16 protein-coding genes, 1 tRNA gene and 1 pseudogene are annotated in these 20,023 nt (G+C 54.8%); 10 read left to right on the top strand and 8 right to left on the bottom strand.

The genetic code is table 11. The annotated features are described in order from the left end of the window. Positions 1 to 61 precede the first annotated feature (61 nt). On the top strand, positions 62 to 1,060 hold the full coding sequence (locus AC3CHX_RS12015; protein ID WP_488644230.1) for an XdhC family protein: 999 nt from the start codon (positions 62 to 64) through the stop codon (positions 1,058 to 1,060). Here AC3CHX_RS12015 and AC3CHX_RS12010 read toward each other — a convergent pair. The 5 genes and pseudogenes from AC3CHX_RS12010 to AC3CHX_RS11990 form a co-directional block, all read right to left on the bottom strand. Further along, positions 1,057 to 2,382, bottom strand: coding sequence for a DEAD/DEAH box helicase family protein (locus tag AC3CHX_RS12010; protein ID WP_488644229.1), 1,326 nt, complete (start codon positions 2,380 to 2,382; stop codon positions 1,057 to 1,059). The two genes, AC3CHX_RS12015 and AC3CHX_RS12010, sit on opposite strands and share 4 nt — an antisense overlap. Next, positions 2,342 to 2,761, bottom strand: coding sequence for a GIY-YIG nuclease family protein (locus AC3CHX_RS12005; RefSeq protein WP_488644228.1), 420 nt, complete (start codon positions 2,759 to 2,761; stop codon positions 2,342 to 2,344). Before AC3CHX_RS12005 ends, AC3CHX_RS12010 begins: the two co-directional genes overlap by 41 nt. Next, positions 2,754 to 3,137, bottom strand: a complete 384-nt coding sequence (locus AC3CHX_RS12000; RefSeq protein ID WP_488644227.1) for a hypothetical protein — start codon at positions 3,135 to 3,137, stop codon at positions 2,754 to 2,756. Before AC3CHX_RS12000 ends, AC3CHX_RS12005 begins: the two co-directional genes overlap by 8 nt. A 190-nt stretch (positions 3,138 to 3,327) precedes the next feature. After that, positions 3,328 to 4,018: pseudogene (locus AC3CHX_RS11995) on the bottom strand (IS6 family transposase). A gap of 116 nt (positions 4,019 to 4,134) precedes the next feature. Continuing rightward, on the bottom strand, positions 4,135 to 4,797 hold the full coding sequence (locus tag AC3CHX_RS11990) for a GntR family transcriptional regulator (RefSeq protein ID WP_488644226.1): 663 nt from the start codon (positions 4,795 to 4,797) through the stop codon (positions 4,135 to 4,137). A gap of 826 nt (positions 4,798 to 5,623) precedes the next feature. Between AC3CHX_RS11990 and AC3CHX_RS11985 the strand changes: the two genes are divergently transcribed. The 8 genes from AC3CHX_RS11985 (at position 5,624) to AC3CHX_RS11950 (ending at position 14,243) form a co-directional block, all read left to right on the top strand. Beyond that, a complete protein-coding gene (locus AC3CHX_RS11985; RefSeq protein ID WP_488644225.1) occupies positions 5,624 to 6,724 on the top strand; it encodes a BMP family ABC transporter substrate-binding protein in 1,101 nt (366 codons plus the stop codon). Between the two features lie 77 nt (positions 6,725 to 6,801). Continuing rightward, positions 6,802 to 7,761, top strand: coding sequence for a PDR/VanB family oxidoreductase (locus AC3CHX_RS11980; protein WP_488644807.1), 960 nt, complete (start codon positions 6,802 to 6,804; stop codon positions 7,759 to 7,761). A 72-nt stretch (positions 7,762 to 7,833) separates the two neighbouring features. After that, positions 7,834 to 8,547, top strand: coding sequence for a Rieske 2Fe-2S domain-containing protein (locus AC3CHX_RS11975; RefSeq protein ID WP_488644806.1), 714 nt, complete (start codon positions 7,834 to 7,836; stop codon positions 8,545 to 8,547). A 33-nt stretch (positions 8,548 to 8,580) separates the two neighbouring features. Beyond that, entirely contained in the window at positions 8,581 to 9,450 is an 870-nt protein-coding gene (locus AC3CHX_RS11970; protein ID WP_488644224.1) for a Rieske 2Fe-2S domain-containing protein, read from the top strand. A 71-nt stretch (positions 9,451 to 9,521) separates the two neighbouring features. Beyond that, complete coding sequence (locus tag AC3CHX_RS11965; RefSeq protein WP_488644223.1) at positions 9,522 to 10,151, top strand: glutathione S-transferase family protein; 630 nt, start codon at positions 9,522 to 9,524, stop codon at positions 10,149 to 10,151. Positions 10,152 to 10,398: 247 nt separating this feature from the next. Next, complete coding sequence (locus tag AC3CHX_RS11960) at positions 10,399 to 11,421, top strand: IS110 family RNA-guided transposase (RefSeq protein ID WP_488644222.1); 1,023 nt, start codon at positions 10,399 to 10,401, stop codon at positions 11,419 to 11,421. Between the two features lie 296 nt (positions 11,422 to 11,717). Beyond that, a complete protein-coding gene (locus AC3CHX_RS11955; RefSeq protein ID WP_488644221.1) occupies positions 11,718 to 12,824 on the top strand; it encodes an S-(hydroxymethyl)glutathione dehydrogenase/class III alcohol dehydrogenase in 1,107 nt (368 codons plus the stop codon). A gap of 168 nt (positions 12,825 to 12,992) precedes the next feature. Then, a complete protein-coding gene (locus tag AC3CHX_RS11950) occupies positions 12,993 to 14,243 on the top strand; it encodes an IS256 family transposase (RefSeq protein ID WP_488644220.1) in 1,251 nt (416 codons plus the stop codon). Positions 14,244 to 14,370: 127 nt separating this feature from the next. On the opposite strand, the gene AC3CHX_RS11945 is transcribed toward AC3CHX_RS11950, so the two are convergent. Continuing rightward, positions 14,371 to 14,447 (bottom strand) — tRNA-Pro (locus AC3CHX_RS11945). Between the two features lie 135 nt (positions 14,448 to 14,582). Here AC3CHX_RS11945 and AC3CHX_RS11940 point away from each other — a divergent pair. Continuing rightward, entirely contained in the window at positions 14,583 to 15,704 is a 1,122-nt protein-coding gene (locus AC3CHX_RS11940) for a M14 family metallopeptidase (protein ID WP_488644219.1), read from the top strand. Positions 15,705 to 15,833: 129 nt separating this feature from the next. Here AC3CHX_RS11940 and AC3CHX_RS11935 read toward each other — a convergent pair whose 3' ends face one another. Together AC3CHX_RS11935 and acnA are read right to left on the bottom strand one after the other, a co-directional pair. After that, entirely contained in the window at positions 15,834 to 17,084 is a 1,251-nt protein-coding gene (locus AC3CHX_RS11935) for a DUF2863 family protein (protein ID WP_488644218.1), read from the bottom strand. A gap of 199 nt (positions 17,085 to 17,283) precedes the next feature. After that, positions 17,284 to 20,007 (bottom strand): aconitate hydratase AcnA, encoded by a 2,724-nt coding sequence (gene acnA / locus AC3CHX_RS11930; protein ID WP_488644217.1) that lies wholly within the window; start codon positions 20,005 to 20,007, stop codon positions 17,284 to 17,286. Positions 20,008 to 20,023: the final 16 nt, after the last annotated feature.

The raw sequence follows: 20,023 nt of genomic DNA, 5'->3' as shown, positions 1-20,023 counted from the left end.
CAGGGCCTGTCGCGACTGCGAGTCCGGACCCCGTTATTTTTTTGTAAGGATCAATTGCAGCATGGACAGCACCGATCTGGAAGTACTGAAAGTCTGTGAACAATGGCTGTCTGAGCGATGCAGGTGCCTGCTGGTGACTGTTGTCAAGACCTGGGGTTCCAGCCCTAGGCCGGAAGGCGCAATGCTAGCGCTATGCGATGACGGGTCGATAGTTGGCTCTGTGTCCGGCGGATGTATTGAAGATGATCTTATCGAGCGCGTACGACGTGAGGGTATGACTCGTACTCGACCAGAAATTCTGACCTATGGGATCAGTGCTGATGAAGCGCATCGTTTTGGTTTGCCATGTGGCGGAACTATCCAGTTAGCACTGGAGCCCTTGTCTGGGCACAGTGAAATCAGCGCATTGCTGGAGCGGGTGTCGCGTCAGGAGTTGGTATCGCGCTGCCTGGACCTTCGTACCGGAAAAGTAGTGCTCACCGATGGCGTCGCCGGCCAGGCGTTGCGGATGTCTGAAACTGAGCTCGTCACTTCGCATGGCCCTCAATGGCGCTTGCTATTGATAGGTGCTGGCCAATTGTCGCGTCTGGTCGCTCGCATTGCGCTGAGTATGGATTACAAGGTTTCGGTATGCGATCCGCGTCAGGAACATCGTAGCGGCTGGGATATGCCGGATGTGGAAGTACTTCATGAGATGCCGGATGATGTAGTGATCGAGATGCAGCTTGATTCGCACAGTGCGGTAGTAGCACTCACGCACGATCCTAAATTAGATGATCTTGCATTGATGGAGGCGTTGCGCTCATCTGCTTTCTATGTAGGCGCGATAGGTTCACGGATAAATAGTGCCCGCCGCCGTGAGCGCCTGAAAGAATTTGACTTAAGCGAATCTCAGATAGACCGGCTGCATGGGCCGGCCGGTCTGTATATTGGTAGCAAAACGCCAGCAGAGATCGCGATTTCAATTGTTGCCGAAATGGCCGCGGTCAGGAATGGGGTAAGCTTGCCGGATACGGTAAGGGCAAGTTATCGGGATCTCCAGACGGATGCTTGTCGCTAGTGCCTTGACGACCTAACGACAATCAGATGCTGCACGTATGACGCCACTGAAAAATAAAGATAACTGTTGACGGGCAGGTCCTGACGTTTAATGATGTTCTCGATTCCCCAATGGGCTCGTTTGCCGCAGGATAGTGTGATGGTCTTGCTCTCGAACCCGCTGCCAATTGCCTTGCGCACTGGTGGTAGCGCATCCAGCCCAATCCCCGCCGAAGCCCCGGCGGCCACGATGACCCGATAGTCTTTCCAGAAAGTGTTGTGCCGCTCGTTCAGTAACTTCGCCATCGCATGGCAGGCGGCTACATTGGGCAGAAACCAAAACGAATGCTGAAGGTAAGGCAACAGACGCGCATCCGAATAGGGAAACGGCGGCCGCGTGCCCGCTTTCAGCAATTCGGCGGATTGGGCAGCATAGCCGCCGCGAATGATGTCCAGCTCGCTATTGTGCTTGAACTGCGCCCCTGACCCTGTGCCCGATGCCTCGAAGAACGCGTTAAGGTCGAACTCATCAAACTCTCCTCCGCTGGCAACTGCCAGCAACTCGTCGGGCATCTGGTAGGTCAGCAGACGCATCTGCGGCAAGGCGCCATAGGGGTTGCGTTTGCCGGGATGCTTGGTGGCAAATGCTTCCTTGGCACGCTGCTCGTCGGTATAAGTCCAGTTGAAGATTTGCTCCTCGATGAACTCACCTGTAGCCAATGCCTTGAATGGCGTGCCGGATAGGTACAAATAAGCCCGAGTCGTGATGGGCAGGAACTCGGGTTCCCTTTCCGAGAGAACGGTCAGGTCTTCGTTGATGCCCTCCAGTTCACCGGAGTATTCCAACCTGACCTCTTTCTCGGCGTCCGCGTCGTCTTCACCCTCGAACAATTCCTTCGCTGTCTCGCGCCAGGCGCCAAAGTGGTATTCGTCGAACACCACCAAATCCCAATTCACCGTGTGCAGCCACGAATTCCTGGGCTTGATGTTGCCCGCTGCATCGCTGCCCAAAAGGTCCTGAAACGAACCGAAATACACCACCGGCTTGGCGCGGTCGATCTGCGCCGGATCGCTGCCCGAGGAGCGCGAGAGGTATTGCCACCCATCGAAGTCCATATGGATTTCCAAGTCCGTCTGCCATGCATCCTCGACTGCGGGCTTGAAAGTGAGCACCAGCACGCGCTTGGCTTTGAGCTTCTTCGCCAACTGGTATGCGGTGAAGGTCTTACCAAACCGCATCTTGGCGTTCCACAGAAAGCGCGGGGCGGCGTTGACGTCCTCGTCCCAGATCGAGTGGTAGTAGTCAAACGTTTTGTTCACAGCATCGGCCTGCTCGTCGCGCATGCCAAAGGATTCGTGGTGTGTGCCGCTGAAGCGTTGGCCTGTGCGCAGCTCGGCGAGCACGTTTTTTTACATCCGCGACCGTGCAGTGGACCCACTCCAATACGGGGTTTTCAAAGCCTTTTTTTTTGAGTGCCGCACGCACTTCGTGGTCGGTAAAGATAGCGCCGTCGTCGCATTCGGCCAGCTCATCCAACTCGATGGTGTGGTTCTTGATGGCTGCTGTCTTGAGTTGCTCGGCCACACGCTGCTTCACATTGCGTGTGGTTTGGCCCACCTTCAGCAAGCCGTTGTGCGCTGCATCTGCAATTGTGTAAGCATAGATTCGCGGGCGGACGTCGGGCTTGGGAGCAAGGATTTCCTCGATGGTGGGCTTACTCATCGCCGTCTTCGCTACGCTCGCCCGACTCATTGCTGGGGCGCTCCGCGATCAGGGACTCGATGAACGCGATCTGATCCAAGGTGATACCGTATCGCTCGTACAAGTCTTTGTCGGTCCAGGAGCGATTCATCGGAAGCTGCGGCACAAACCGGTAGGAATCACGCGTAATGTTCTGCGTGATCTTCCGTAACGACACGAGAAACCTCACGAACCGTGTGCGCATGTACGCGGCAAGATGTCGAGCTTCGGCTTCGGAGGTGCAGACACCGATTACCAGGCAAGTCTCTGTACACGCCGTCCCCGGTGCCGCCACTACGGGCTCGCCGAGAATGGTTACGTCGTCCGGGATCCGGGCGCAGACCATTATGAACAACAATACCGGGTCCGCGTCATCAAACAACTTCATCGTCGTGCCGCGCAATTCGGATTTACGCTGCATCCACAGGGTTCACCAGAATCAGGGTGTGTTTCTCGCAGTAGCCCGTTTTTTTAAGGGGTTATCGCAACAAGGTTCTGTTGCATTAACGCGAAAGAGGTGATATCTGAGCGAACCATGTCAGCGTTCCTCAAACTGGATGGATTTGTCCTGCCAATGCATAAAATTGGTCGGCAAAAGACATCGTGTCGCAGCCTTCCATCATGAGCTCGCCTTTACGGATCATGTGCATGAGTTCGATGCCGGCCAGGACGTTTTTGGCCGCCTGAAAAGATTGAAAGCCGAGCATCGGTCGTGTCACGCGTTTGACTGAGCGATGGTCCTGTTCGACGATGTTGTTGAGGTATTTGACCTGACAAACCACGATCGGGATTTCTCCGTCGGCATTGATCTCATCGATCGCCGCCTTGTTGGCGCCGCTTTTATCCATTGTGACTTTTTCAGGGACCGCGTTGGCTTGCATGGCCTTATCAAAAAAGCGCTTGGCTGCTGCCTTGTCGCGCTTTGCCGTCAACGGAAGTCGACCGTTTTACCTTCCTTGTCCACGGCGCGATAGAGATATTTCCAGATGCCTTTGACCTTAATGTACGTTTCATCCATTCTCCAGCTTCCACCAACCGGCGCTTTTGCATGCGGAAGACCTTCTCGAGAATCGGCAAAAACCGGATTGTCCACCGGCTGATCGTGGAACGGTCAACTGACACGCCGCGCTCTTCCATCATCTCTTCAAGATGCCGGCAGCTCAACGGATACGCCGCGTACCAGCGAATGCACACCAGAACCACGTCGATCGGAAATCGCATCCTTTTGATATCGAGCATGTCAATTCACGCCAGTTTTTGAAAGGTGCTCAGAATAACCCAACCCGCAGCGCGATAATTAATGCAACAGAACCCTTTGGACGGCCTGACCACACTCTTTTATGGACACAGCGGGGCTATACCGCCAGCGCTTCAGCGAGATCGATCTCACCGGTATCCACATGGTGCAACAGATAGCCTTTGATCACGACGCGGTAGTGAGATTCCAACACTTTTTGCGCTCGCTTGATCGATCCTTTTTCCAAGTGATTGATGATCGCATGATGCTCATCCAGCAAGCAAGGGTAATCGAAGTCGGCTTTGTAGAGCGCCGTAATGACTCGTTCGCGTGACATCAATTCCCGGTGTATTTCTTCAAGCACAGGATTGCGGATCAGCTTGGCAAGCAAAAGATGAAACTCTATTCCCAATTCGTCTGCCAGGCGATGGTCTCCACTTGACTGGGCCTGCTGCTGAAGTGCGATATGGGCACGCAAAGCGGCGATATCGTTAGTGGTGATTGTTTGTCCAATCACCTCGATCAAACCTTTTTCCAGCACAATCAATGCGTCAAACAGATGGTGCGCCTCCTCTAGAGTCGGCCGCGCCACAAATGCCCCCCGGTTGGGTTCGATGGTGACCAGCTTATCCTTCGCGAGCCGGATCAGGGCCTGGCGGATCAGCGTGCGGCTGACACCGAAAATTGCCGCCAGGTCGCGCTCGTTGAGCTTCGCTCCGGGCAGCAGCCGGTGTTGGAAGATCGCGTTAGTGATGCGGTTGACGATTACCTCGGTGTGCATATGGGCTATGTGTTTTGGCTTGCTATTCGATGCTATAAGTTTTGCAGCAACAGTATCTCACAATAAGCTTTGATTTCGCGTTGGTCGCTAATGGCATAACCGTGAAACACAGGTCTCGTCAGGACGTTTCAGGTATTCGACGGTGACCTTGGCATTAATCAAATTTTTCAGCGAATCATATTTAAAATACCCGCGATTAATGCGCTTTCTTCTCCAACGTTCACCAAATCGCGTCAGATTCGGGTCTGTTTCCGTGTTGCCTGACGCCTAAAGCCGGAACTCTCAGGCTTTAACCTGACGATTCTCCCGATTGTGTAGGAACACCCGTTACTGATCGGCTCACGCAAATCCAGGCGTCGGTAATTCACGCACCGGACTCCCACTTTTGATAGTTGACGGCGGAGCAAACGCCAGGTGATGGGCGAAGAATATGAGACGCAGGCAATACGCGCCATTCGATCCCATCTCGTGCGGACTTTACGACTACGGTAGCGAACCGTCCGCCCTCATAGGTCAATCACATGATGTCAAAACGCACTCATATTTTTGTTTTTAGTTGGCACCGTATGACAAGCGAAGAAGAGCGTTAGCGCATCTAGAAGAACGCCGTTCTTATCCATGTACCAACGCCCAGATTTCTGGCTGCTCACCACGTTCTGCGGTGTGATACTCCTCGGTTGAAAATATATTTGGTATACCATTGCACTCATTTGGAATACCATTTATATTGATTCTCGTGGTTTGATCAAAATAAAGCTGTCGATCAAGGGTTCTCTATGTACAGGGAATTTGAGGTCGCTCATAAACTTATCTTAGGGAACTTTTTATGTTGATCCTCGCTAGACGTAATTTTTTCAAGCAGCTTTCCGCAGTAGGTATCGCGGTGGCCGCCGGTGGGCGAGCGCTCGATGCGTTTGCTGATGATGTTCTGAAGGTTGCCATCGCGTATGTCTCGCCGATTGGAGATGTCGGTTGGACCAAGCAGCATGACCTGGCTCGCAGAGCCATGGAAGCCGCCTTCCCCGGTAAGATCAAGACCACGGCGGTCGAGGGTGTCATACAGGCACAAGACGCCGAGCGCATATTTCGCGATCTGGCGGCGCAAGGGAATAGGCTGATTATCGGCACCAGTTTCTCGCATATGAGTCCGATGCTAAAAGTCGCGCAGACAATGCCTCAAACCAAATTTGAGCTCTGTTCTGGTATCAAGACGCTGAAAAACATGGGTGCTTTCGAGGCGCGCTATTACGAGGGTACCTATTTGGCCGGCATTATTGCCGGAATGATGAGTAAAAGCAACGTTCTGGGCTTTGTTGGTGGCTTTCCGGTTCCGGACGTGTTGGGGCCTGCCAATGCCTTCCTGCTGGGCGCGCGCAGCGTCAATCCAAAAATAATCTGCAAAACCATCTGGCTGGATTCCTGGTATGACCCCGGCAAGGAGAGGGATGCTGCCAGCACATTGATTTCACAGGGGGCGGACGTGGTGATGTCTATGACCGATACGGCGACTACGGTGCAGGTCGGCGAAGAAAAGGGTGTGTGGACGATCGGCTACGCGAGCGATATGTCGAAGTATGGCCCGAAGAAACACCTGACATCGTTCATGGTGGACTGGAGCAGTGACTACATCAGCGCAGCGAGAGATGTGATGGCAGGTACTTGGGTTTCGAAACATCGTTGGGATGGGCTGAAAGCGGGTGTGGTGAAGATGAGCCCGTATAACTCGGCGATTCCGAAAGAGGCCCTGAGTTATGTGGCTCAACAGCAGCGGGCAATCATTGGCGGCCAACTGCATCCATTTGCCGGGCCGATTAGAGATCAGGACGGTAAGCAACGGGTTGCGGCGGGGGCGGCGTTGCCTGACGACCAAATCAGGGGCATCAACTGGTTCGTCGAAGGCATGCAGGGCAATCTGCCGAAAGGCTAGTGCGGTTTTACCTGGCGCCAATGTACCAATCCAATGTCGCCGGAGGTTTCGGCGGCGAGCAACCCAGAAAGCAGTATATGACTACTTTATTTGTCAGGGTAAGCCGGATCTCGCAGGAGGCTTGCGATATCAAGTCCTTCGAGTTAATTAGTGCGACAAGCGAATCGTTGCCGCCCTTTACGCCCGGTTCCCACATCGATGTGCATCTCGACTCCGGGCTAATCCGTCAATATTCGTTGTGCAATGGCCCGGATGATACGGAACGATATCTGATTGCAGTGAAAAAAGAGGCGGTTTCCCGCGGTGGCTCGCAGGCCATGCATGCGCGTATCAAGGAAGGTGATGTCATCACCATCGGTGCACCACGCAACAATTTTATTCTTGAGCAGTCGGCCGGACACAGTCTCCTGCTTGCGGGTGGTATCGGTGTGACGCCCATTATTTCCATGGCGCGCCACCTGCTTGCGGCGGGCACCTCGTTCGAGCTGCAATACTTTACGCGTTCGATTCAGCACACCGCGTTTCACGAACAATTGTCTGGCCCGGAATTCAGGGGACGGGTGACATTCCATTATGCGCTTGAGCCGGAGGGGCTGCGCGCCTACTTGCGCAAGCTGCTGTGGCACCGTCCCGACGATGCGGCCCTTTATCTGTGCGGGCCGCGTCCATTCATGGATCTGGTGGAAGCCACTGCGGCAGCCACGTGGCCACCGGAGGCGGTGCATCTCGAATATTTTGCGGCTGACCCATTGTCATTAGCAGGACCGCAAGAATCCTTTCAGGTCAAGCTGGCACGTTCCGGAGGAACGTACTCGATCCCGGCCGGAAAACCCATCATCGAGGTATTGGCAGAACACGGCGTTCACATCGAGACATCGTGTGAGCAGGGCGTGTGTGGCACTTGCCTAACCGGCGTGCTGGACGGGATACCCGATCATCGGGATGTGTTCCTGACGGACGCAGAGAAAAAATCCTGCGACAAGATGATGCCTTGTGTTTCACGGGCGAAAAGTCCGCTGCTCGTACTAGATTTGTAGACCGGGCTGCAGATCGCCTGGAAATGAATCGACGTTCCAAAACATCAGATAGAAGGAAACCGAACTGTGAGTATGACTCTTGATGCAAATTCATCCAATAATTGGTCGGTAGTGGCCATTTCTGACGAGGTGCAACCGGGGCAAATCGTTCAAGCGTTTTTGCATGGGCAAGAATTAGCCTTGTGGCGTAATACGGAGGGAGTAATTCAGGCATGGGCCAATCGTTGCCCGCATCGCGGTACACGTTTCACGATGGGACGGATCGTTGATGACCAACTATCCTGCGGCTACCATGGCTGGCGCTTTGCTACAGGCGGTCAGTGCACGTACATTCCCGCGCACCCCAAGCTACCACCGCCGAAAACAGTGTGTGCCAAGACATACCAAGCGGTTGAACGCTACGGAATGATCTGGGCCTGTCTTGGCGAACCTCAGTCGGAAATTCCGGCTGTGCCGGCATTGGCCGACAACGCACGCCGCCGATTGTTTTGCCGCAGCTTTGTCACCCATCAGTCTGCCGACAAAGTGGTGGCGCAACTGCAGCGCGCATCAGGGCATCGCTACCAAGTGATCGGCCCGAATGCGTTGATCGGTGAAGATGATGGCAATGCCATGCCGATATTACTGGTTCAGCCAATGACGCAAGACAAGTCCATCATGCATTTATGGGTCAGTTGTGAACACGCGGCGGCCGACGATGTCGGGATACGCCAACATCACAGCACGTTGTTCAAACGCCAAAGGCAGCGGTTGGAAGCTGGCGCATCGTGCAGAGACTCGGAATAAGTGCAACAAAATTCGACAACATCGGAGATACCCATGTCTACCTTAATAGACCCTATTGTATTGAATGACTGGTTTGTGGTGTCGGCCGTCAGCAAAGTAAAGAATGGCGAGCGCCTGTTCACCCAATTGTTGGGTGTGGATATCGCGTTTTGGCGGGATGAGGATGGCAGCCTGCATGCTTCTGACAAATCAGCCTGCCAGCAAGATGGCTACGAGTACAAAATAGTTGAACGTTATGGCTTTGTATGGGTCTCGCTCGGCAACCCGCAAAAAGACCTGTACGCATTGCCTGAATTCACCCAGCCGGGACGTCGCTTCCTCGACTGCGGAACCTTTGGGGTAAAGACCTCAGGCTTGAGAGTTATCGAGAATTTCCTGGATATGGGGCATTTTCCTTTTGTCCACACCGATATCCTTGGCCAGGAGCCGCATACCGAGGTCAGGGAATACAAGGTCGAAACGGATCCCGATACCGGAGAAATATGGGCGACAGAGTGCAGTTTTTGGCAGCCCAGGGCCGCGGCTTCAGCGACAGATGGGCTCCATGTCGACTATACGTATCGCGTGATGCAGCCCTATTCGGCAGCGCTCTACAAGACCTGCCCGTCGCGGCCGGGGGAGCGGGATGTGATCGGCGTCTATGTGCAGCCGGTCAACGAGGATGAATGCAGGGCCACGCTGTGGTTGCTTATTTTTGACGACGAGCACACAGATAGTGACGTGATAGGGTTTCAGCAAACCATCTTCGGCCAGGACCGGCCGATTTTGGAGAACCAGTTGCCGAAACTGATCCCGCTTGATCCCAAATCGGAGATACCGACCCGAGCGGATGCGTCATCCATCGCTTATCGTCGCTGGCTGCGCCAGATCGGATTGCAATATGGCGTCCAAAAGCCAGGCTGAGGTTTGGGACGCCGTCCTTGAATTGAATTTTCGAATGCGTGGCGGTGAATACATCGACGGAAGGAATTTGCATGATCAAGCTCTACAACTACGAACTATCCGGCAATTGCTACAAGCTGCGATTGTTGATGAATGTACTCAACGTGCCCTACGAGAGTATTGCCGTGGATTTTTATCCAGGCAAGGAGCACAAGTCCGAGAAGTTCCTTGAAATTAACCCGTTCGGTCAACTGCCGGTACTGGACGACGGTAATCTTCGATTGCGAGACGCGCAGGCGATTTTGGTGTATCTCGCTGCCCAATACGATACTGAACGCAGATGGTATCCGAATGATCCGGCAACGATGGGCAAGATCGCCATGTGGCTTTCCGTGGCAGACGATATCACCCGCACCGCTTCCGCCGCACGACTGCACGATGCACTCGGTTACGAGCTGGATGTCGAAAAAGCACGGGCCGGTGCGCATGCTTTGTTCAGAGTCATTGACGAGCATCTCGCCGACATGGAAATAATCGGGCAACAGTGGCTGGCGATTGCTCAGCCCACCATTGCCGACATTGCCTGTTTTCCGTACATCGCGATGTCGCACGAGGGGGATGTCATGCGTGACGATTATCCGGCGATTCGCCGGTGGATCGAGCGAGTCAGACGATTGCCGGGATTCATTGGCATGTCGGGAATTTTTGAGCCGGTGCTTTAAGAGCTCATCGGCAAATAATTCGAACGTGGGATGACTGACGCGTCATCCAGTCCGCCTTATTTACGGACGAACTCTACATCAATGGCGAACACGCAATAAGGAAATGGAATGGACGCCTCCCCCCCGCAAGGGTAGCGATGCAGCAAGTTGGGGTGAATAGAGATGAAGGGGTTCTCACTGCCTGACGGCATCGAATGTGCCAAAGTGGAAGTTCTGAAGCAAACCACTTGAGACAGGAGAACCCGAAATGAAGCATAGCGTATTTGGCGTCGATATTGCAAAACGTGTTTTTCAACTGCACTCGGTCGATCCAGAAACCGGCGAGATCGTCAGCAAGCAGATCAAGCGTGCCGGTTTTCTGGAGCATTTTGCGAACCGTGCGCCGTACCTGATCGGCATGGAGGCTTGTGGCGGTGCGCAGCATTGGGCGCGGCGGCTGACAGAGATGGGGCACCAGGTGAAGCTGATGCCAGGCAAGGCAGTCAAGGCGTTCGTCAGCGGCAACAAGAACGACGTGGCCGATGCACGGGCAATCTGGATGGCAGTGCAACAACCGGGTATCAAGTCGGTGGCCGTCAAGACGGAGGCGCAACAGGCGGTGCTGGCGCTGCACCGGATGCGACAGCAACTGGTCAAGTTCCGGACGATGCAAAGCAACGGGTTGCGCGGCTTGTTGACGGAGTATGGTGAAGTGATGGCGGTCGGCAGAGCTGCACTGGATCGGGCCATGGGCGATGTCCTAACCCGGCTGCATGAACGGTTGCCGGCAGTGCTGATCGATACGCTGCGCGAGCAGTGGGACATGCTGACCAAGCTCGACGCGCAGATCGCGGAGATTGAACGGAGACTGTCGGCATGGATGAAGCAGGATAAGGGATGCAAGACCATCGCCGAGATTCCCGGCGTCGGCTTGCTGACGGCAACAGCGGCAGTGGCGACGATGGGCGACGCCAGGACCTTCAAATCGGGGCGCGAGTTCGCGGCTTGGCTGGGGCTGGTGCCAGGACAATCCGGCACCGGCGGCAAGGTCAGGTTGTTGGGAATAAGCAAACGGGGTGACACCTACCTGCGCACGCTGCTGATCCATGGTGCCCGAGCGGTACTAACACATGTGAAACAGCCGAGCATGTGGGTAGAGCAACTTGGCAAGCGCCATCCACCAAATGTGGTGACGGTAGCGCTGGCCAACAAGATGGCAAGAACGATCTGGGCGCTGCTGGCGCACGGTCGACAGTACGAAAAGGGCTACGTCAGCATCAAGTCGGCTTGACCGGCGATGCTGGGGGCGCAAATCAGTTATTTGCTTTTTTAACGAAAGGATTGGCACGTCGAAAGGTTGCGCAAGGTAATTGAGTGTGATGGCAAACAGGTTAGACCGGGACTCACCAAGCCTGAATGTGTTTTAGGGCTAACAGCCCGCTAAGGAAATGAGGCGTGGGTCAGCGGATTCCATCAAGGCCAGCAGGGAGATATCCACTGCAACAAGGCCGGATATAAAACTGCAGCCTAGCCTGTCCAACAACACACAAAATTTCTTCGCAAACGGGAGGCGTCCATATAAAACACATGAAAACCAAAGCAGCCGTCGCATGGAAAGCAGGCCAACCACTGACCATCGAAGAGGTCGAGCTAGGCGGCCCGAGACAGGGAGAAGTGCTGGTCGAAATCAAGGCCACCGGGATCTGCCACACCGATTACTACACCTTGTCCGGCGCCGATCCGGAAGGGATCTTCCCCGCGATCCTGGGTCATGAAGGTGCCGGTATCGTGGTGGATGTCGGCCCGGGCGTCAAAAGCCTGAAGAAGGATGATCACGTCATTCCGCTCTACACCCCCGAGTGCCGCGAATGCAAATTCTGTTTGTCGCAAAAAACCAATCTGTGCCAGTCGATACGCTCGACCCAGGGACGTGGCTTGATGCCGGATGCGACCAGCCGCTTCTCGATCGATGGCAAGCCGATTTTCCATTACATGGGGACCTCGACTTTTTCCAACTACATCGTGGTGCCGGAAATCGCCTTGGCCAAGATTCGCGAAGATGCGCCATTCGACAAGGTTTGTTATATCGGTTGCGGCGTTACTACCGGTGTCGGCGCGGTGCTGTTTACCGCCAAGGTGGAGGCGGGTGCCAATGTGGTGGTGTTCGGGCTGGGCGGTATCGGCCTGAACGTGATCCAGGCGGCGCGCATGGTTGGTGCCAACAAGATCATCGGGGTTGATATCAACCCGGCCCGCCAGGAAATGGCGCGCAAATTCGGGATGACGCATTTCGTCAATCCGAAGGAAGTCGAGAACGTGGTCGACGCCATCGTGCAACTAACCGATGGCGGCGCCGATTACAGCTTCGAATGCATCGGTAACGTCAATACCATGCGCCAAGCGCTGGAATGCTGCCACAAGGGATGGGGCCAATCGATCGTGATCGGCGTCGCTGCCGGCGGCCAGGAAATCAGTACCCGTCCGTTCCAACTGGTAACTGGCCGGGTCTGGAAAGGCTCTGCTTTCGGCGGTGCACGGGGACGTACCGATGTGCCTAAAATCGTCGACTGGTACATGGATGGCAAGCTCAATATCGACGATCTGATTACCCATCATTTGCCGCTGGATCGGATCAACGAGGGCTTCGATCTGATGAAGAGCGGCGAGTCGATTCGCTCGGTCGTCATTTACTAGGCGTTGGTGCATGGATAAGAAGGGGTATCTCAGAACACGGAATACAAAGCCTGTTAAGTCATCGGTAGCGCTCGTTGCTGCGCGGGACATAGTCGCCGGCCAAGTGAGGGTGTATTTAGTTTTGTGTAAACGGTCATTTGGCAGGACACTGCCACCATAGAGGAAAAAATGACCTACGTAAAACGCAGCAAACGGGCCAAGCCCGATCCCGATTTGGTCAAGCTGGCGGACAGCCTGCTTGCCAACTACAAAAAACCTGAAGACCTGATTGGCGAAAATGGCTTGCTCAAGCAACTGACCAAGATGCTGGTCGAGCGCGCGCTGGAAGTGGAGATGACGGACCATCTCGGTCACGGCAAGAGCAACGCGGTCATCAACGACACGTCCAACACCCGCAACGGTCACAGCGCCAAGACGCTCAAAGGCGATTTCGGCGCACTCCCGCTCGATATTCCCCGCGATCGCCAAGGCGCGTTTGAACCGCAAATCGTCGGCAAGCATCAAACCCGCTGGACCGGCTTCGACGACAAGATCATCTCGCTGTATGCACGTGGCCTGACGGTCAGGGAGATCCAGAGCCATTTGGAAGAGATTTATGGTGCCGAGGTATCGCCAAGCCTGATATCGTCCGTCACAGACGCTGTGAGCGAGGATGTGAAGATCTGGCAAGCCAGGCCGCTCGACGCCCTGTATCCGATTCTGTATCTCGACTGCATTCATGTCAAAGTGCGCGACACAGGCGCCGTCCGAAACAAGGCTGTCTACCTGGCCATCGGCGTGAACATGGAGGGCCACAAGGAAGTGCTGGGCCTGTGGATCGCTCAGACCGAGGGCGCCAAGTTCTGGCTGCAAGTGGTGACCGAGTTGAAGAATCGTGGCGTGCAGGACATCTTCATTGCCTGCGTCGACGGCTTGAAAGGCTTCCCTGACGCCATCGAGGCGGTCTATCCGAAAGCCGCTGTTCAGCTATGCATCGTTCACATGGTGCGAAACAGCCTGAACTTCGTTCCCTGGAAAGTACAGAAGGAAGTGGCTACCGATCTGAAGCGAATCTACAGCGCGGCGACCGTCGATGAAGCCGAACTCATGCTCACCGAATTTGAGTCAAAGTGGGACAAGGACTACCAGTCGATCAGCCTGTCCTGGCGGCGAAATTGGGCTCGGATCACGCCGTTCTTCGACTACCCGCCGGAAATCCGCAAGGTCATTTACACCACCAACGCCATTGAATCCATTAATATGAGCCTGCGGAAAGTCATCAAAACCCGCAGTTCATTCCCAACTGATGAGGCTGTCAGCAAGCTGTTTTATCTGGCACTCAACAACATCAGCAAGAAGTGGACGATGCCCTTGCGGGACTGGAAAGGAGCACTCAACCGCTTCACAATTCAGTTTGAAGAACGGATGACGCCGAATTAAACGAAATTCCGTTTACACAAAATCCCGCACACCCTCTTCGGCAGATTTTTTCTTACCAAATTTCTTACCAAAACCAGAAAAAGCAAAAGCCGGATTTCTCCGGCTTTCAGTAAGTCTTTGATTTTATTGGTCGGGACGGAGTGATTCGAACACTCGACCCCTTGCACCCCATGCAAGTACGCTACCAGGCTGCGCTACGCCCCGACAAGCCTGTTATTATAGCAGGGCAAAAACGCTTTTAAACCACTTGCATTGCGAAAAATCTCAATTAAATTTTTGTGCGGTTTACGCTTCAATCACGAGTTGAAGTTGTGATCGCCATTTTCACTTGATCATCCTATGTCGATAAAAATCAGCCAGCATTTTGATGGTGGCGCCATCGAAGTATTGCGTGCCGAACAGCCGCAACAAATTGAATTGAATATTCGCAGCGACTCGCATGCGGATTTCACGCAGTGGTTTTATTTTCGCTTGCAAGGCGCGCGTGGTGAGGCTTGCAATATCAGCCTGATGAATGCGGGTAAAGCGACATATCCGAACGGCTGGAAAGATTATCAGGCGGTTGCCAGTTACGACCGTGAGAGCTGGTTCCGGGTGCCGACTACCTTTGATGGCCGGGCGCTGAAGATATCGCATACGCCTGAGAGTGACAGCGTGTATTACGCTTATTTTGAGCCGTATACCTGGGAGCGTCATTTGGGGCTGCTCGGCCGAGTCGGGCAGTCACCGTTGGTGCAGGTTCAGGATCTGGGCAACACGGTTGATGGGCGCGATCTGAGTTTGATGGTGATTGGCAATCCGTCTGCTGCAAAAAAGGTATGGGTGATTGCGCGTCAGCATCCGGGCGAGACGATGGCTGAATGGTTTGTCGAAGGGATGGTGGATGCGTTGCTGGATCGGGCCAATCCATTGGCAACGCGGGTATTGCAGGAGGCGGTGTTTTATGTGGTGCCGAATATGAATCCTGACGGTGCAGTGCGCGGCAATCTGCGGACCAATGCGGCTGGCGCGAATCTGAATCGTGAATGGATGACGCCGTCGCTGGAAAAGAGCCCGGAAGTTTTCCTGGTAAAAAACAAGATTCATGCAATTGGCTGCGATCTGTTTCTGGACGTGCACGGTGATGAGGCGTTGCCGTATGTTTTTGTCGCCGGTTCCGAAATGCTGGAAGGGTTTACCGCTGAGCAGGCGCTCGAGCAGAATAAATTCATCGCGAATTTTGAGAGCGCCAGTCCTGACTTTCAGAGCAAATATGGCTATGAGGCCAGCAAGTACAATGCCGACGTGTTGACGCTGGCTTCGAAATACGTTGGTCACACTTTCCAATGCTTGTCGCTGACGCTGGAATTGCCGTTTAAGGACAATGCGAATTTGCCGGACGTAAAAACTGGTTGGGATGGCGCTCGTAGCGCCCGGCTTGGCGCGGCGAGTTTGCAGCCGATTTTGAAGGCATTCGAGTAAATTCGAAAGGTGAGGGCGGTAATGTCTTCACCGAGTGGGGCATTGTCGGCCTACAAAACTAGCGCCGGAACGGCGTAATCCGCCGTGTCCGGGCCATGCAGGAGCGATATTCAACCAGGTATGCCCATATTAATGAAAATGCGCCGATCCGCTCGGCGGTGCGTCTTCCGGCATATCTGGATGGACCAGTTCGCCTTCGGGATCCGCGTAGAGCGGAGCGCCGCAGTCATCGCAGAATTCCATCGCAAACAGTTCATCATGACGCTGTATGTCGCTGATGCCGCATTCGCGTAGCAGCGCGAGGATCTGTTCCAATGGTGCTTGTGCTTCAGTGTCGCCGGCAGCAAGACTTGTGACTTCTTCGATAGCCTCTTCTTCTCCGTACAGCGGCCAGACCACGCCATAAATGATCTCGGTGGTTTGCCCGATGGAAAAGCCGATCCGATATTCATCGACCCGATTGCTTTCAGGCTGTTCGCTGAAACGACCGATAGTTGCATGCAGATCCTTGCTTTCGATTTCCAGGGTGGTTGCCAGGTAATAGCTGGCGGCACGCAAGGAGACGGGGCGAATCTGTTTGTCGCCTTCGCGACAGGCGACGAAATAGGCTTCCGGCAACAACAGGTCGATACCGCAACCCGGTAGCAATCGACTGACGTTAGGCGTTACCTGTGCCTGCCAATGTTCGAGCGCAATGGCTTTTTTCTTGGTGCTGCCGGTGTTGCTGCCGCTGGTGGCGGCACCTGGTTGCCAGCAAAACAACGGTCGCCCACTTGGCACCACCAGCGTGGCTAACAGATAACGCGTGTCGGCCAGAAATGGGGCGGTTTCTGGTGGGTTGATGGCATTTGGCACGGCGCTTCCGGTGAGCGCCGCATGCGCCATGCGCTGCATCAATGTATAGGTGTCGGCGTGGGTACGCGGCAGCTGATCGATTGCATACAAGGTGGGTATCAGCGCGACGCGGACATCGGCTGCCAGAATGTGGGCGTGCAGATGGGCGCCCAGCGTCGTCAGCATATCCGCCGGAACTGCACCGGAAGCAATCGAAAACCGCGTCCATGCCAGTATCGGCATCGCCACCAGCAAGGTGTCGTAAGTGACGCCATGATGTTCGATCGTCGATGATTCGCTGCAGGCTTCGACCGCATCCATCAAGGCGTCGTAAGCGTCGGCCTGGTCGGCAAATAATTGTTCCAGTGCACTATCGATAGGTTCTTGATGATTGCTTTTGAGCAGCTTGTTGAGCTGCGTGTCGAGTTCGTGTTCCCATGCGCGTTGTTCCAGGCGACTGGAGGACAGAACAAGTGAGTGTGCCAGTTCAGTCAGTCGGTGGCTGTCGGAGGAGAACTTGCGAGGCGATTTAGACGGACGGCGCATGATGGTGTTTGGAGCTTGGCATGTTGAAGTGGGGCAGAAAGACTGCCGACTTGGATACTCGTATTGTAGTGGAGTAGCGGATGCAGAGAGGAAATAAAAAACGCCGGACTATTTGCATAGTCCGGCGTTTTGCTTGGTACCGACGCGCTACAGCTTGAAGACCGCCTGCAGCGAGATCGTCGGCATCGCGGGTTGCTTCTTAAGCCGCCAGCAACTGACGCAGCACGAATGGCAGAATACCGCCGTGCTTGTAGTAGTCGACTTCGATTGGTGTGTCGATGCGCAGCAGAACCTTGACTTCATTGGTTTCGCCGTTGGCACGATGGATCACCAGTATTGCGTCTTGTTGTGGCTTGATTTCGCCTTCGATACCTTTGAGGTCAAAGGTTTCATTGCCGGTAATGCCCAGTGTGTCAACGCTGTCAGTGCCGAGGAACTGCAGCGGCAATACGCCCATGCCGACCAGATTCGAACGGTGGATACGCTCAAACGAACGCGCGAAAACCGCTTTCACGCCCAGCAATTGCGTACCTTTAGCCGCCCAGTCACGCGACGAACCGGTACCGTACTCTTCACCGGCGAAGACCATGGTTGGCACGCCATCTTTTACGTATTGCATCGCTGCTTCGTAAATTGACGTTTCGGTGCCGGCTGGCTGGTGCAGCGTGATGCCGCCTTCAACGCGCGAGCCGTCCGGGGTTGCCGGGATCATCAGGTTCTTGATACGCACGTTGGCGAAAGTGCCCCGCATCATGATTTCATGGTTACCGCGACGTGAACCGTACGAGTTGAAGTCAGCCTTCAGCACGCCGTTTTCCGCCAGCCACTTGCCAGCCGGGCTGGATTCCTTGATCGCGCCGGCTGGCGAGATATGGTCGGTGGTGATCGAGTCGCCGAATACGCCCAACGCGCGGGCGCCGGTGATGCCGGTGGCGGCGGCTTTTGGCTCCATAGTGAAGTCTTGGAAGAACGGCGGTTCAGCAATGTAGGTCGAGGTTGGCCAGTTGTAAACCTGACCTTGCGCCACGCCTTTGATGCCTTCCCACAGTTTGCCGGGTGCGCCTTTGACGTCAGCGTAGTTTGCCTTGAAGGTCTTGGCATTCATCGCGAACTTCATCAGCTTGGCGACTTCTTGCGAAGTTGGCCAGATGTCGCCCAGATAGATATCCTTGGCTTTACCGTCTTTGCCCTTGCCTTTGCCGACCGGCTCAGTCATCAGGTCGCGCGTCATGTTGCCGGCGATGGCGTATGCCACGACCAATGGCGGCGATGCCAGGAAGTTGGAGCGAATGTTCGGATGAATCCGCGCTTCAAAGTTGCGGTTGCCGGACAGGATGGCCGAGGCGACGATGTCGTTCTTGACGATCGCTTCGTTCATTGCCGGTGTCAAATCGCCAGCATTACCGATACAGGTGGTGCAACCGTAGGCAGTTACGCCGAAGCCGAGCTTTTCCAGGTACGGGAGCAGGCCGGCCGCTTCCAGGTATTCAGTCACGACCCGCGAGCCAGGGGCCAGCGAAGTCTTGATGTGTGACGATACTTTGAGACCGGCTTCGACCGCTTTTTTGGCAAGCAAGCCGGCTGCCAGCATGACGCTTGGGTTCGATGTGTTGGTGCATGAAGTGATCGCGGCGATCAGCACATCGCCGTTCATCACGCCGACACCGTCAGCGTTGACGTATTTGGCGTCGAGGTCTTCTGCTTTCTTGTTGAAGCCGCTTTCTGCCGCCGACTTGCTGAACAGTTCAGCGAAGTTGTTTTTGACATTGCCGATTTCGATACGGTCTTGAGGACGCTTCGGACCTGCCAGCGATGGGGCAACGGTACCCAGATCCAGCACGACGACAGTGGTGTAGTCGATGTCGCCGGCGGCTGGAATGCCGAACAGTTTTTGCGCGCGGAAATAGCCTTCGAAAGCGTCGATTTCCGCTTTGCTGCGGCCGGTGCCCTTGAAGTAGTCGATCGTTGCTTCGTCGACCGGGAAGAAGCCCATGGTTGCGCCGTATTCCGGTGCCATGTTGGCGATGGTTGCACGGTCGGTCAGGCTCAGGGAGGCTGTGCCTTCGCCGAAGAACTCAACAAACTTGCCGACGACTTTTGCTTTACGCAGCAGTTCAGTGATGGTCAGGACCAGGTCGGTTGCGGTGACGCCTTCACGCAGTTGACCGGTCAGGTTGACACCGACTACATCCGGCGTCAGGAAGTAAACCGGTTGACCCAGCATGCCGGCTTCCGCTTCAATACCGCCAACGCCCCAGCCGACTACGCCGATACCGTTAATCATGGTGGTGTGGGAGTCGGTGCCGACCAGTGTGTCAGGGTAGTAAATGTCGCCCTTCTTGTGAACGCCGCGCGCCAGGTATTCCAGGTTGACCTGGTGAACAATGCCGAAGCCTGGAGGTACCACGCCGAAGGTGTCAAACGCTTGCATGCCCCATTTCATGAACTGATAGCGCTCGTTGTTGCGCTGGAATTCCAGTTTCATGTTGAGGTCGAGCGCTTTCTTTTCACGGAAATGATCGATTTGCACCGAGTGGTCGACCACCAGATCGACTGGCACCAGCGGCTCAATGTTCTTTGGGTTCTTGCCGAGTTGTGCGGCGACGTTACGCATCGCAGCCAGGTCGGCCAGCAGCGGCACGCCGGTGAAGTCCTGCAGCACAACGCGTGAGACCACAAACGGAATCTCTTCGGTGCGCGCGCCGGTTGCGCTCCATGCGGCTAGTTGCTTGACGTGTTCTTCAGTGACTTTCTTGCCGTCACAGTTACGCAGCACTGATTCCAGTACGATGCGGATGGAAACCGGGAGGCGTGAAATATTGATGCCGAGTTTTTTCTCCAGCGCAGGCAGGGAATAGAACTTGCCTTTTTTTGCGTCGGAAATCTTGAATTCCTTGAGCGTGTTCAACGTGTTGCGGGACATGATTTCTCCTTAAATT

The organism is Glaciimonas sp. OK215, from assembly GCF_057787885.1.
Note: the sequence above shows the minus strand (reverse complement) of the source record. Positions and strands in the feature narration are given on the sequence as shown.

Excerpts from the sequence above, each read along its gene's own strand:
- AC3CHX_RS12015 (WP_488644230.1), top strand. The coding sequence starts at position 62 with ATGGACAGCACCGATCTGGAAGTACTGAAAGTCTGTGAACAATGGCTG.
- AC3CHX_RS12010 (WP_488644229.1), bottom strand. The coding sequence starts at position 2,382 with ATGCGCGACGAGCAGGCCGATGCTGTGAACAAAACGTTTGACTACTAC.
- AC3CHX_RS12005 (WP_488644228.1), bottom strand. The coding sequence starts at position 2,761 with ATGAGTAAGCCCACCATCGAGGAAATCCTTGCTCCCAAGCCCGACGTC.
- AC3CHX_RS11990 (WP_488644226.1), bottom strand. The coding sequence starts at position 4,797 with ATGCACACCGAGGTAATCGTCAACCGCATCACTAACGCGATCTTCCAA.
- AC3CHX_RS11985 (WP_488644225.1), top strand. The coding sequence starts at position 5,624 with ATGTTGATCCTCGCTAGACGTAATTTTTTCAAGCAGCTTTCCGCAGTA.
- AC3CHX_RS11980 (WP_488644807.1), top strand. The coding sequence starts at position 6,802 with ATGACTACTTTATTTGTCAGGGTAAGCCGGATCTCGCAGGAGGCTTGC.
- AC3CHX_RS11975 (WP_488644806.1), top strand. The coding sequence starts at position 7,834 with ATGACTCTTGATGCAAATTCATCCAATAATTGGTCGGTAGTGGCCATT.
- AC3CHX_RS11970 (WP_488644224.1), top strand. The coding sequence starts at position 8,581 with ATGTCTACCTTAATAGACCCTATTGTATTGAATGACTGGTTTGTGGTG.
- AC3CHX_RS11965 (WP_488644223.1), top strand. The coding sequence starts at position 9,522 with ATGATCAAGCTCTACAACTACGAACTATCCGGCAATTGCTACAAGCTG.
- AC3CHX_RS11960 (WP_488644222.1), top strand. The coding sequence starts at position 10,399 with ATGAAGCATAGCGTATTTGGCGTCGATATTGCAAAACGTGTTTTTCAA.
- AC3CHX_RS11955 (WP_488644221.1), top strand. The coding sequence starts at position 11,718 with ATGAAAACCAAAGCAGCCGTCGCATGGAAAGCAGGCCAACCACTGACC.
- AC3CHX_RS11950 (WP_488644220.1), top strand. The coding sequence starts at position 12,993 with ATGACCTACGTAAAACGCAGCAAACGGGCCAAGCCCGATCCCGATTTG.
- AC3CHX_RS11940 (WP_488644219.1), top strand. The coding sequence starts at position 14,583 with ATGTCGATAAAAATCAGCCAGCATTTTGATGGTGGCGCCATCGAAGTA.
- AC3CHX_RS11935 (WP_488644218.1), bottom strand. The coding sequence starts at position 17,084 with ATGCGCCGTCCGTCTAAATCGCCTCGCAAGTTCTCCTCCGACAGCCAC.
- acnA (WP_488644217.1), bottom strand. The coding sequence starts at position 20,007 with ATGTCCCGCAACACGTTGAACACGCTCAAGGAATTCAAGATTTCCGAC.